The 12,170-nt window shown below is 71.7% G+C and carries 15 protein-coding genes; 14 read left to right on the top strand and 1 reads right to left on the bottom strand.

Annotated elements, in window-relative coordinates; all coding sequences use genetic code 11:
- The first annotated feature begins 104 nt into the window (after positions 1 to 104).
- The 10 genes from IT355_03435 to IT355_03390 all read left to right on the top strand — a co-directional run bounded on the left by IT355_03435 (position 105) and on the right by IT355_03390 (position 7,313).
- The gene (locus tag IT355_03435) at positions 105 to 935 is read left to right on the top strand and encodes an indole-3-glycerol-phosphate synthase (protein MCC7052293.1); all 831 of its coding nucleotides are present in this window, start codon (positions 105 to 107) and stop codon (positions 933 to 935) included.
- A 2-nt stretch (positions 936 to 937) separates the two neighbouring features.
- Complete coding sequence (locus IT355_03430) at positions 938 to 1,627, top strand: hypothetical protein (GenBank protein MCC7052292.1); 690 nt, start codon at positions 938 to 940, stop codon at positions 1,625 to 1,627.
- Positions 1,628 to 1,636: 9 nt separating this feature from the next.
- Complete coding sequence (gene trpB / locus IT355_03425; protein ID MCC7052291.1) at positions 1,637 to 2,833, top strand: tryptophan synthase subunit beta; 1,197 nt, start codon at positions 1,637 to 1,639, stop codon at positions 2,831 to 2,833.
- The gene (locus IT355_03420; GenBank protein ID MCC7052290.1) at positions 2,830 to 3,627 is read left to right on the top strand and encodes a tryptophan synthase subunit alpha; all 798 of its coding nucleotides are present in this window, start codon (positions 2,830 to 2,832) and stop codon (positions 3,625 to 3,627) included. The genes trpB and IT355_03420 overlap by 4 nt, the downstream gene beginning before the upstream one ends.
- Positions 3,628 to 3,719: 92 nt before the next feature.
- On the top strand, positions 3,720 to 4,076 hold the full coding sequence (locus IT355_03415; protein ID MCC7052289.1) for a dihydroneopterin aldolase: 357 nt from the start codon (positions 3,720 to 3,722) through the stop codon (positions 4,074 to 4,076).
- The gene (gene folK / locus IT355_03410; protein MCC7052288.1) at positions 4,073 to 4,621 is read left to right on the top strand and encodes a 2-amino-4-hydroxy-6-hydroxymethyldihydropteridine diphosphokinase; all 549 of its coding nucleotides are present in this window, start codon (positions 4,073 to 4,075) and stop codon (positions 4,619 to 4,621) included. Before IT355_03415 ends, folK begins: the two co-directional genes overlap by 4 nt.
- A gap of 19 nt (positions 4,622 to 4,640) precedes the next feature.
- A complete protein-coding gene (panB, locus tag IT355_03405) occupies positions 4,641 to 5,468 on the top strand; it encodes a 3-methyl-2-oxobutanoate hydroxymethyltransferase (GenBank protein MCC7052287.1) in 828 nt (275 codons plus the stop codon).
- Positions 5,469 to 5,470: 2 nt separating this feature from the next.
- Positions 5,471 to 6,358: a pantoate--beta-alanine ligase gene (locus IT355_03400; GenBank protein ID MCC7052286.1), complete on the top strand. Its 888-nt coding sequence runs from the start codon at positions 5,471 to 5,473 to the stop codon at positions 6,356 to 6,358.
- Complete coding sequence (locus IT355_03395) at positions 6,355 to 6,882, top strand: hypothetical protein (protein ID MCC7052285.1); 528 nt, start codon at positions 6,355 to 6,357, stop codon at positions 6,880 to 6,882. Before IT355_03400 ends, IT355_03395 begins: the two co-directional genes overlap by 4 nt.
- Positions 6,879 to 7,313 (top strand): LytR C-terminal domain-containing protein, encoded by a 435-nt coding sequence (locus IT355_03390; protein MCC7052284.1) that lies wholly within the window; start codon positions 6,879 to 6,881, stop codon positions 7,311 to 7,313. Before IT355_03395 ends, IT355_03390 begins: the two co-directional genes overlap by 4 nt.
- 27 nt (positions 7,314 to 7,340) lie before the next feature.
- On the opposite strand, the gene rlmN is transcribed toward IT355_03390, so the two are convergent.
- A complete protein-coding gene (gene rlmN, locus IT355_03385) occupies positions 7,341 to 8,399 on the bottom strand; it encodes a 23S rRNA (adenine(2503)-C(2))-methyltransferase RlmN (GenBank protein ID MCC7052283.1) in 1,059 nt (352 codons plus the stop codon).
- A 164-nt stretch (positions 8,400 to 8,563) separates the two neighbouring features.
- On the opposite strand from rlmN, the gene IT355_03380 reads away from it, so the two are divergent.
- The 4 genes from IT355_03380 to IT355_03365 are packed head-to-tail and all read left to right on the top strand — an operon-like array spanning position 8,564 to position 12,148.
- Entirely contained in the window at positions 8,564 to 9,019 is a 456-nt protein-coding gene (locus IT355_03380; GenBank protein ID MCC7052282.1) for a PTS sugar transporter subunit IIA, read from the top strand.
- Positions 9,020 to 9,066: 47 nt separating this feature from the next.
- Complete coding sequence (locus IT355_03375; protein MCC7052281.1) at positions 9,067 to 9,408, top strand: VanZ family protein; 342 nt, start codon at positions 9,067 to 9,069, stop codon at positions 9,406 to 9,408.
- Positions 9,405 to 11,198, top strand: coding sequence for an aspartate--tRNA ligase (aspS, locus tag IT355_03370; GenBank protein MCC7052280.1), 1,794 nt, complete (start codon positions 9,405 to 9,407; stop codon positions 11,196 to 11,198). Before IT355_03375 ends, aspS begins: the two co-directional genes overlap by 4 nt.
- A complete protein-coding gene (locus tag IT355_03365) occupies positions 11,195 to 12,148 on the top strand; it encodes a PhoH family protein (GenBank protein MCC7052279.1) in 954 nt (317 codons plus the stop codon). Before aspS ends, IT355_03365 begins: the two co-directional genes overlap by 4 nt.
- Positions 12,149 to 12,170 lie beyond the last annotated feature (22 nt).

Genomic DNA, 12,170 nt, shown 5'->3' with positions numbered 1-12,170 from the left:
TCGGGCTCCCGCTGATGCAGAGGACGGATGGACTTCGCTAGATTGCCGAGGCAGGGAGTTCACCCCGAAGAACTGCCGAAGACTATTGCCGAAGGAATCCCGAAATGCAAGTGGCTCGCCTCTGGACCGCACCCGTCGGCCCCCTCGGTCGGCTGAGTTCGGCAAGCGCGGCCCGCGCGGCCGCGGCACGCGCGGCGATGCCCTTCGAGGCGCGTGAGGCGGCCGCCCTCCTCGTGCCGCCACCGGTCGACATCCTCGCCGCCATCACGCGCCGCAGCGACGTGGCCGTCCTCGCGGAGCTCAAGCGCAGCTCGCCGTCGAAGGGCGAGATCAACACGGCGCTCGATGCCGCCCTGCAGGTGCGGCAGTACGCCTCGGGAGGGGCCACTGCGTTCTCCATCCTCACCGAGCCGAGCGAGTTCGGGGGCGCCCTCGATGACCTGCGGATCGCGGCCGCACTCGACCTCGGGCCCTGCATCCGCAAGGACTTCATCACCGACGCCGTCCAGCTGGTGGAGGCGCGCCAGGCCGGTGCCTCCGCGGCGCTGCTGATCGCGCGCGCCCTGCCCGCCGCCGACCTCCACGCCCTCGTCTTCACCGCCCGCAAGCTCGGCGTCGAGCCGCTGGTCGAAGTCCGGGACGAGCACGAGCTCGAGCTCGCGCTGGAGTCCGGCGCGCTGCTGATCGGCGTCAACAACCGCAACCTCGAGACCCTCGAACTCGACGACAGCGTGAGCGCGCGCCTCCTCCCGCGCATCCCGGTCACGCACATCGCGATCTACGAGAGCGGCGTGCGCTCCCGCGCCGACGTCGAACGGGCCGCGGACTGCGGCGCCGATGCGGTGCTCGTGGGCTCGACGATCTCCGCCTCGGGCACGCCGGCCGACGACGTCGCCGGCCTGACCGGCGTCGCGCGGCGGCGGCGCAGGGCCTGACGATGCACCCCGCGGTGAAGATCTGCGGCCTCGTGCGCCCCGACGACGCGGCGGCCGCCGTCGCCGCCGGAGCGCGCTACGCCGGTGCGATCCTCGCCGGCGGCCCGCGCCTGGTCTCACCGGAGGGGGCCCGCGCGGTGTTCAGCATGGCCGGCACTGCCACCCGCGTGGTGGTGGTGGGGCATGAACCGGTGGACGACATCGTCCGTGGCGCCATGGCCGCCGGCGCCGACATCGTGCAGCTCCATGGTGATCCGTCGCCACGCATGGTGCAGGACCTGCGCGAACGCTGGCCCGGCGGCATCTGGGCGGTGATGCGCGTGGCCGCCGGTGCACTCGACCGCGAGCGCGCCACGGCGCTCTTCAGCGTCGCCGACGGCATCGTGCTGGATGCCTTCGTGCCCGGGGCCCTCGGCGGCACCGGCGTGACGATCGACTGGCGCGCGCTGCAGGCGCCGCTGCAGGCGATCCGTGAGTCGGCGGAGACCAGCGCCCTGCTGGTGCTGGCCGGCGGCCTGACGCCGGACAACGTGCGCACCGGGATCGCCCTGCTGTCGCCGGACGTTGTGGATGTCTCGTCGGGTGTGGAATCCGCGCCCGGAATCAAGGATCACGCGCGCGTGCAGCGATTCATCGCCGCCGTCCGCGGCGACGGCGTGGATGAGCAATTGTCCCTCGCAGGAGTCCAGTAGATGGCGACGATGCAGGCACCGGCCTCCGTGCCGGGCGACCGGTTCGGCCCCTTCGGCGGCCGGTACGTGCCCGAGACGCTCATCCCCGCGCTCGACGAGCTCACGCTCGCCTATGAGGCGGTCAAGACCGACGCCGCGTTCCAGCGTGAGCTCAACGGCCTCCTCGAGTCCTTCGTCGGCCGGGCCACGCCCCTCGGCTTCGCACCGCGCCTCTCGGCGCGCGTGGGGGCGCCGGTGTGGCTGAAGCGCGAAGACCTCTGCCACACCGGCGCGCACAAGATCAACAACGCGCTGGCGCAGGTGCTGCTCGCGATCCGCATGGGGAAGCGACGCATCATCGCCGAGACGGGCGCCGGCCAGCACGGCGTCGCGACCGCCACGGTCTGCGCGAAGTTCGGCCTCGAGTGCGTCGTGTACATGGGCGAGGAGGACACGCAGCGCCAGAGCCTCAACGTCTTCCGCATGCAGCTGCTCGGTGCCCGCGTGGTGCCCGTGACCGGCGGCACGCGCACACTCAAGGATGCCACCAGCGAGGCGATCCGCGACTGGGTCACCAATGTCGAGGGCAGCCACTACATCATCGGCAGCGTCGTCGGGCCGGCACCGTACCCGCGCATGGTGCGCGACTTCCACGCCTGCATCGGCAACGAGGCCCGCGAGCAGATGCTCCGCATCGCGGGCCGGCTGCCGCGCACCGTCGTCGCCTGCGTCGGTGGCGGCTCGAACGCGATGGGCATCTTCCACGCCTTCGTCCCCGACGCCGGCGTGCAGCTCGTGGGCGTCGAGGCCGCCGGTGAGGGCGTGCACACCGGCCGTCACTCGGCCACGCTCACCTCCGGCACCCCCGGCGTCCTGCATGGATCGCTCTCGCTGCTCCTGCAGGACGCGCACGGGCAGGTGCACCCGGCGCACAGCATCAGTGCGGGGCTGGACTACCCGGGCGTGGGGCCGGAGCATGCCCACATGAAGGTCACCGGTCGGGCCGAGTACGTGGCGGTCACGGATGCCGATGCGCTGCGTGGTGTCGCACTGCTCAGCCGGCTCGAGGGGATCATCCCGGCGCTGGAGACGGCGCACGCAGTGGCATGGATCGCCGACAACGCGGGGCGCTGGGCGCCCGACGAGCCGGTGCTGCTGTGCGTCTCGGGTCGCGGCGACAAGGACGTGGGCACGATGATGCAGCATCCCATCATGGCGGTCGAGTGACGGCGGCGGCTGCGGTGCACCTCACCGAGCGGATGCTCGCACTGCGCAGCGCGGGGCGTCGCGCGCTGGTGCCGTACATCACCGCCGGCCATCCCGACCCGGAGCGGTCGATGGCGCTCCTGCAGGGCCTCGAGGCCGCCGGCGCCGACTGCATCGAGCTGGGGGTGCCGTTCTCCGACCCGCTCGCCGATGGCCCGGTGATCCAGCGCAGCTCACAGCTCGCCCTGGCGCACGGCATGACCTTCGACGGCGTGCTGGACATGGTGCGCCGCGCACGTGTCGGCATCCCGGTCGTGCTCTTCAGCTACCTGAACCCGATCCTCAACGCCGGCGCCGACGTGCTCCAGCGCGCCGCCGATGCCGGCGTGTCGGGCATCCTGGTCACCGACATGCCGGTTGGCGCCGATCCGGAGCGCGAGGCGTGGCTCGGCAGCTCGCCGCTGGCCTACGTCCGCCTCGTCGCGCCCACCACACCCGCGTCCCGCATGGCCGAGATCGCGCGGCACGGCAGCGGCTTCGTGTACCTCATCAGCCGCCTCGGTGTCACGGGCGCCCAGGATGCACTGGCGACCGACCTGCCCGAGGTGATCGGCCGGCTGCGTGGCGCCACCACGCTGCCCATCTGCGTCGGCTTCGGGATCAGCACGCGGGAGCAGGCGCGTCGCGTGGCGTCGCTGGCCGACGGTGTGGTGGTCGGGAGCGCCATCGTGCGGGCTGCCGAGGCCTCGGTCGATGACGCGCTGGCGCTGGTGCGGGACCTGCGCGCGGGGCTCGACGAGGCGGCGGGATCGTAGGCGGCGGGGCCGGCACCCGCCCGTGGTCCATCACGGGCGCGCCGGCGGTATCTTTGGGGGCCGCCGCCGGCCGTCCCCCTGCGCCACGCTGAATGCCCGCTCCCGTCGAGATCACGCTCCGCAACATGCGGTTCCACTGCCGCGTCGGCATCCTGCCGCACGAGGCGGAGTTCAGCCAGCCGCTCGAGGTGGACCTGACCGTGTGGGCGACGCCGGCGCCCCTGGGCGCGATCACCGTGGACTACCGCGCGCTCTACGACCTGACGGCGCGCTGCGTCGCGGCCGGGCCGTTGCGCTATCTCGAGACCCTCGGCCAGGAGATCGCGGCCGGCGCGGTGGCCCTGCCCGGCGTGCGGGGCGCGCGCGTGGCACTGCGCAAGCCGCAGGTGGCACTCGGCGGCCCGCTCGACCACGCCGAGGTGGTCGTCGAGGACGGCGCGCGCGCATGACCATCGCCGCGGACTACGGCGCCGTCCACCTGCGCGTGGCCATCGCCCTCGGCTCCAATGTCGGGGACCGGCACGAGACGCTCGCGAGCGCCATCGCGGCCATCGCCGCCCTCGAGTCGGTCACGGTGCTCGCCGTCACGCCGACCGATGAGACGATCGCCATCGGGCCACCGCAGGCGCCGTTCCTCAACCAGATGCTGCTGCTGGACACCGACTGCAGCCTGCCGGCACTGCTCGCCCTGCTGCAGGTGATCGAGGAGCAGCACGGACGCACGCGCCTCCAGCCGAAGGGGCCGCGCACGCTCGACCTGGACATCGTCTGGGTCCGTGACACGATCATCACGACGCGGGAACTCCTCGTGCCGCACCCGGGACTGCTCGACCGGGATTTCTGGCACCGGGAGCTCGCCGTGCTGCTCGGCGTCGAGGCCGCACGCGAGGCCATCGCATCCGCGCAGGTCCATGCCGGCATGGACACCGCGCCGCACGACGATGCACACGGCGTGCGTCGCCCCTCCGGCACCTGGGACGCCAGTCTTCGATGAGGTTCCGATGAGCGCGCACATGACACCCCCGCCGGCTTCCACCGGCAAGCCGGTGACGATCCGTGACCTCCAGGCGAAGAAGGTCGCGGGCGAGAAGATCGTGGCCACCACCGCCTACGACGTGCTGTTCGGCCGCATGGTGGACGCCGCCGGCGTGGACATGGTGCTGGTCGGCGACTCGCTGGGGATGGTGGTCGCAGGCCACGAGTCCACGCGCCGCGTCACGCTCGACCAGATGATCTGGCATTGCGCCGCGGTGCGCCGCGGCGTGCGTCGCGCCATGCTGATCTTCGACATGCCCTGGATGACCTACCAGGTGTCGGCCACCGAGGCGGTGCGCAACGCCGGCCGCGCGATGTCCGAGACCGACTGCACCGCCGTCAAGCTGGAGGGGGCGGGCGCCGCGGCACTGGCGGCGATCCGGGCCTGCGTCGATGCCGGGATCCCCGTGATGGGCCACATCGGCTACACCCCGCAGAGTGACCCGGCTCTCAGCGGTGCCCGTGTGCAGGGGCGTGAGGACGACGTCGCGGAACGCCTCCGCGCCGATGCACTCGCCCTGCAGGAGGCAGGCTGCTTCGCGATCGTGCTGGAGCTGATGCCGACCGACCTCTCGCGCGGCATCTCGGCGTCGCTGCGCATTCCCACCGTCGGCATCGGTGCCGGTGCCGGCTGCGACGGGCAGATCCTCGTCCTCCCCGACCTGATCGGCCTCAACGAAGGGTTTCGCCCGAAGTTCCTGAAGCGGTACGCGGACGTGGCGGGCATCGTGAAGAGTGCCGTGAGCGCCTACGCCGATGATGTCCGCGCGGGCCGCTACCCCGACGACAGCACGAGCTTCGGCTGACCATGCTCGTGGTCCGGGACGTCGGATCGCTGCGCGCAGCGGTGGCGGCCGCACGCGCGGCCGGCGAACGCATCGCGTTCGTGCCCACGATGGGCGCGCTGCATGCCGGCCACCTGTCGCTGGTCGACCGCGCGACGGCGCAGGCCGGCTGCGTGGTGGTGAGCATCTTCGTGAACCCGCTGCAGTTCGCACCCACCGAGGACCTCGCCGCGTATCCGCGCACCGAGGCGGAGGACCTTGCGGCGGCGATGGCCCGCGGGGCGCAGGTGGCCTTCGTGCCGCCGGTGGCGGTGATGTACCCGGGCCCGCGCGCCGTGAGCGTGGTCCCGGAGGCAATCGCCGATCGCTGGGAGGGTGCCGTGCGGCCCGGGCACTTCGCCGGCGTGCTCACGGTCGTCGCCAAGCTCTTCAACCTCGTGCAGCCGGATGTCGCGGTGTTCGGCCAGAAGGACCTGCAACAGGCGACGCTGATCGCCGCCATGGTGCGGGACCTGGACATCCCGGTCACCCTCGACATCGCACCCATCGTGCGCGAGCCTGACGGACTCGCGATGTCGAGCCGCAATCGCTACCTCGACGCGGCACAGCGCCGCGCCGCCCGTGTGCTGCCTGACACGCTGCGCGCGATGTGCGACGCCTTCACCGGCGGGGAACGGGACGGCGCCGCACTCTGCGCCATCGGCCTGGCCTGTCTCGCCGCCGAGCCGCGCGCGACGGTCGACTACCTCGCGATCGTCGACCCCACCGACCTCGCGCCCTCCACCACCGCCGCACCCGGGCGGTGCATCATCCTCGCGGTGCGCGTCGGCTCCACCCGACTGCTCGACAACCACCGACTTGGCGAACCTTTCCCGCCGTCCGAATGCGCACCGTCCCCGCTCACGTCATGAAGCTGCCTCCCTGGGCCGTCGCCTCGCCCAAGCGCCGCGAGCACATCGCTCGCGTGACCGACCTGCTCGATGGCTGGGCAAGGGCCATGGACATCCCGGCCGGCGAGCGCACCGCCTGGCACGATGCCGGCATCTGGCACGACGCCCTGCGCGATGCCGACGAGGAACTGCTGCGCGAACTCTCCGGCGACCTCCATGCGCCGGTCGAGATCCTGCACGGGCCGGCGGCGGCGGCGCGCCTCGAGGCGCTCGGTGAGCCACGCCGTGACGTCCTCGACGCCATCCGCTGGCACACCCTCGGCAATCCGGGGTGGGGTCGCACCGGCCAGGCGCTCTTCATGGCCGATTTCCTCGAGCCCGGCCGCAAGTTCATGCTGGCAGAACGGGCCTGGCTGGCGCAGATGGTCCCCGGCGACTTCGCAGGAGTCTTCCGCCAGGTCGTGAAGGTGCGGCTCGAATGGTCGCTGCGAGAAGGGAAGGGACTGCACCCCGAGACCGTCGCGATGTGGAACGCGGTCCGATGACGCGTGGCCGGCAGTTGTTGCTGGGCGGCTTCGCGCTTGCCGTGATCGCGGTCGGTGTGTTCGGTGCGCGCCGCTTCACGCAGCGCGACTCCATCGTTGCGACCGGCGACACCACCAGCGCGCCGCAGGGGCAGCGGGTGCTGGTCGAGGTGCTCAATGCCAGCGGCGTCGCCGGGCTCGCACGACGTGCCACGTTCCTGATCCGCGACCGCGGCTTCGACGTCGTCACCTACGGCACCGATCCGGGCGGGCGGCGAAGCGGGACCGTCGTCGTGGACTACAGCAACAAGCCGGAGGCTGCCGAACGGATGGCGCGCGTGCTCGGCGGCGCGCAGGTGGAGCGTGGGCGCGACTCGCTCGACCGGGGACTGGACCTCACGGTGAAACTCGGCACGTCGTATCGCCCACCAGCCGACGCGTTCCATCCCTGACCGGGCGTCCCCCGGCCCCCACCCGGCTCAGGATGGTGACGCGATGCGCCTGCGGCCGAGCTTCTCCACGCGCAGCTGCCCGCAGGCGGCGCTGATGTCCAGGCCGCGGCTGCGGCGGATGGCCACCTCCACACCGGCATCGCGGATCATCGTCGCGAACTGATGGATGCCGTCGCGCGGCGTCGGCTCGAACCCGAGTCCGCCACCAGGGTGCAACGGGATCAGGTTCACGAACGCCTTGCAGTCCCGCGCCAGGGCGGCGAGCTGCTGTGCGTGGGTCCGCCGGTCGTTCACGCCGCCGAGCATCACGTACTCGAACGTGACGCGGCGGTCGAAGGTCGCGGCGGCAGCGATCACGTCGGCCAGCGGGAACTTCGTGTTCACCGGCATCAGCTCCTGGCGCAGCGCGTCGTTCGGGGCATGGATCGAGATGGCGAGCCGGAACTGCTCCGGGCGCTCACCGAGCGCGACGATGCCGGGAAGCACGCCGACGGTGCTCACCGTGATGTGGCGGGCGCCGATCCCGAACCCCTCGGGGGCATTGAGGATCGTCAGCGCCGGGTCCACGGCGCGCCAGTTCATGAGCGGCTCGCCCATACCCATGAACACGATGTTCGACGCCCGCACGGGCGGGTCGAGCAGCGCCAGTTCCCGCACCTGACCGGCGATCTCGTGCACCGCGAGGTTCCGCTGGAACCCCATCACACCCGTGGCACAGAAGGCACAGGCCAGCGCGCAGCCGGCCTGTGACGAGAGGCAGAACGTCATCCGGTCGCCGTCGGGAATGGCGACCGTCTCGATCGACTGGCCGTCGGCGAGCGTGAAGAGGAACTTCTCGGTGCCGTCGGTCGATGCCTGGCGCACGGCGAGCGTCAGCCGCGGGAGCGTGAAGCGCGCGGCGAGCGCCTCCCGCAGCGACGGCGGCAGTTCGCGCATGGCGGCGAAATCGGGCGCCGGGTTCACCCACAGCCGTCGCAGCACCTGAGCGGCACGGTAGGCCGGCTGACCGAGCGCCTCCATCGCGTCGCGCAGCGTCGCCGCGGCTGCGGCCGGGGTCAGGTCGAGGAGGTTGATTGGGTCGGTCACTCCGCAAGCTAACGGGCACCGTGCGGCCGGGGGTGCCCGGACGCGCGCGCCGGGACCCGGCGAAGTGCGCCAAGGCCATGTCCCGCAATGCGTTGCGCGCTGCGTCGCTACCCGGGAGGTGCCGGGGCTGCTAGCTTTCACCTTTTCCCCGACACCATCGAGCAGTGCTGTCCGATCTCCTGATACCGGAGCGCGTCAAGGTTCCGCTGGCGAGTCATACGAAGGGCGACGTGCTGCGTGAGCTGGTCCAGCTCGCGCTGCCGTCGGCCGGACCTGACGCGCTCGAACGCATCGTCGCCGCCGTGCTGGAGCGCGAGCGGCTCCTCAGCACAGGCATCGGGAGCGCGATCGCCATTCCGCACGGCCGGACGGGAGAGGTGGATCGGGTGGTGCTCGCCGCCGGCGTCGCACCGGAGCCGATCGCGTTCGATGCACTCGACGGACAGCCGGTCTCGCTCTTCTTCCTGCTCCTCGGCCCCGAGAATGCCGCCGGCGCGCATGTCCGCGCGCTCGGCCGCATTTCGCGCATGCTCCGCAACGAGGCGGTGCGGGATGATCTGGCCCGCGCCGGCAGCGCGGAGGCGTTCATGCAGCGGCTCGTCGGCGCGGAGGTTCCCTGAACGGCAGGCCGGGTGGTGCGCCCGGGCGTGGCGGCGTCCCGCGCTGGATGCGCTGGCTGCTCCCGCTGGCCGTCGTGATCGGGATCGCGACGGCGACGTCGTGGCCACGTCCACCCGCTATGCCGCACAACAGCGACAAGGTCGTGCACTTCACGGCCTACGCCATCCTCGGCGCCGCCGTCGCGTGGGCGGCGATGACCGGGTCGGTGCGCCGCGCATTGCTCTGGGTGGTCGTCGTCTCCGCGCTCGGTGCGCTCGATGAGTGGCACCAGCAGTTCATTCCCAGTCGTCGCATGGATGCGCGCGACTGGATGGCCGACACCGCGGGCGCGGTGACCGGACTCTCTCTCGTGTCGGCGCTCATGCGGCGCCGGGAGCTCGTTGCGTGACCGTTCCCTCGCTCTTCGCCACTGCCCGTCGCACCCATCTCTGCGGCGAACTGCGTGCCGGTCACGCCGGTGAGACCGTCCGGCTTGGCGGCTGGGTGCATCGCAACCGTTCCCTCGGCTCGATCGTGTTCCTGGACCTGCGCGACCGCGCGGGGCTGCTCCAGGCCACCTGTGACCCGCGCTTCTCCCCCCCGGAGGTGATCGCCCTCGCGGGCCGCCTCGGCGCGGAGACGGTGGTGGAGGTCGAGGGGGTGGTGGCGGCACGCCCGGTGGAGATGGTGAACCGCGACCTCGAGACGGGCACCATCGAGCTGCAGGTCACGGCGCTGCGGGTGGTCGGCCCGGCGGCGACGCCGGCGATCCCCGTGGCACGCGGCAAGGACGAGAAGCTCGCGGCCGAGGAACTGCGGCTCAAGCACCGCATCCTCGACCTGCGCCGCCCGGAACTGCAGGCGAACCTGATCCTGCGGCACCGGCTGCTGCAGGTGGCGCGGCACGCCCTCGCCTCGCACGGCTTCCTCGAGATCGAGACGCCGATCCTCACCAAGACCACGCCCGAGGGCGCCCGCGACTACCTCGTGCCGAGCCGCGTGCACCCGGGCGAGTTCTACGCGCTGCCGCAGTCGCCGCAGATCTACAAGCAGCTGCTGATGGTGGCGGGCTTCGATCGGTACTTCCAGATCGCGCGCTGCTTCCGCGACGAGGACCTGCGCGCCGACCGCCAGCCGGAGTTCACGCAGATCGACATCGAGTGCGCGTTCGTGACACAGGAGGACGTGCAGGCCACCATCGAGCGCGTGCTCGTGGCACTCTGGGCGGAGGCGGGCCACGCGGTGGCGACGCCGTTCCCGCGCCTGTCGTGGCACGAGGCGATGGAGCGTTTCGGCATCGACAAGCCCGACATGCGCTTTGGCCTGGAGCTGGAGGACTGGACGGCGCAGGTGCAGGGTGATGCGGCGGCATTCGTGCAGGATGGCCTCGCCACCGGCGGCACCCTGCGCGGGATCCGGGTGCCCGGTGGTGCTGCGCTGTCGCGGAAGGAGGTCGATGCGCTGGCCGCGATCGCGAAGGCGAACGGGCTTGGCGGCCTGCTCTGGGCGAAGCGCACCGATGCCGGCTGGGAAGGGCAGGGCACGAAGGCGTTCGGCACGGCGACCCTCGAGGCGATCGGCGGCACCGTGGGCGACCTGCTGGTCGCCGGCGTCGGGGCGAACGCCGCGGTGCTCCCCGCGCTGGGCCAGGTGCGCCTCGAGCTCACCCGCCGCCCCGGACAGGCGCCCACCACGGCGCACGCCTTCTGCTGGATCGTGGACTTCCCGCTGTTCGAGCTGGATGCGGCCACAGGCGAGCACACACCATCGCACCACCCCTTCACCGCACCGCACCCTGACGACACCGGCAAGCTCGAGTCCGCCCCGTGGGAATGCCGCGCCATGCACTACGACGCCGTCTACAACGGCAACGAACTCGGCTCCGGCTCCATCCGCATCACCGATCCCGTCGTGCAGGAGACGATCTTCCGCCTGCTCAAGGTGCCGAAGGATGAGATCCAGCGCCGGTTCGGCTTCCTGCTCGACGGCCTCGGCGCCGGCGCGCCGCCCCACGGCGGCTTCGCGCTGGGCTTCGACCGGATCGCGATGCTGCTGGCCGGTTCCACATCGCTGCGCGACGTGATTGCATTCCCCAAGACCACTGCGGCCCGCGCCCTGTTCGAGGGTGCACCGAGTCCGGTCAGTGAGCGCGACCTCAGCGCGCTCAACATCGCCGTGCAGATCAAGGAGCCCTCGTGACGGGAACCACCCTGGTGACGCAGAAGGTGTCGACGGAAGGCGCCGACCTGCTCACGCTGGCGGGCGTGAACGACTCGAACCTCGTCGAGCTGGGTCGGATCCACGGGGTGCGCGTCGGCATGCGGGGCGAGGCGATCACGCTCGCGGGTGAGCCGACCGCGGTGGACCGCGCCATGCACACGGCGCAGCGCATGGTGGAGGCGGCCCGGCAGCGGGCCTCGTTCACCGCCGACGACGTGCTGCGCATGTCGGAGGACGCGGGCAGCGACGCCGGGCCGATCGACCCGTCGCGGCTGGCGCTGCCCGGCATCAAGCGCGTCGTGCAGGCCAAGACCCCCGGCCAGGCGGAGTACCTCCAGAAGATCGCCGAGCACGACATCGTGGTCGGCATCGGGCCGGCCGGCACCGGCAAGACGTACCTGGCCGTGGCGGCTGCCGTGGATGCCCTCATGCGCAAGCGCGTGCGCAAGATCGTGCTCGCCCGGCCGGCGGTGGAGGCCGGGGAGTCCCTGGGCTTCCTGCCGGGTGACATGCAGGCCAAGGTCGACCCGTACCTGCGCCCGCTTTACGATGCGCTCGACGAGATGATGCCCCCCGAGCGCGTGATCAAGGCGCTCGAGACCCGCGTGATCGAGATCGCCCCGCTGGCGTTCATGCGCGGCCGCACGCTCGGTGACGCATTCGTGATCCTCGACGAGGCCCAGAACGCCACCAACGCGCAGATGAAGATGTTCCTCACGCGCCTCGGCGTGAACTCGAAGATCGTCATCACCGGCGACAAGACCCAGATCGACCTGCCGACGCGCGAGCAGTCCGGGTTGATGCAGGTCGAGCGCATCCTGCCCGGCGTCGAGGGCATCGCGTTCCACTACTTCAGCGAGGCCGACGTCGTCCGGCACCGGCTCGTGCGCGACATCATCCGGGCCTATGCACATGACAGCGGCAACTGAGCCTCCACAGCGACGCAGCGCC

The organism is Gemmatimonadaceae bacterium, from assembly GCA_020851035.1.
Classification (GTDB): domain Bacteria; phylum Gemmatimonadota; class Gemmatimonadetes; order Gemmatimonadales; family Gemmatimonadaceae; genus JACMLX01.
The sequence above is the reverse complement of the archived record's forward strand: the minus strand, read 5'-3'. Positions and strand labels throughout refer to the sequence as shown.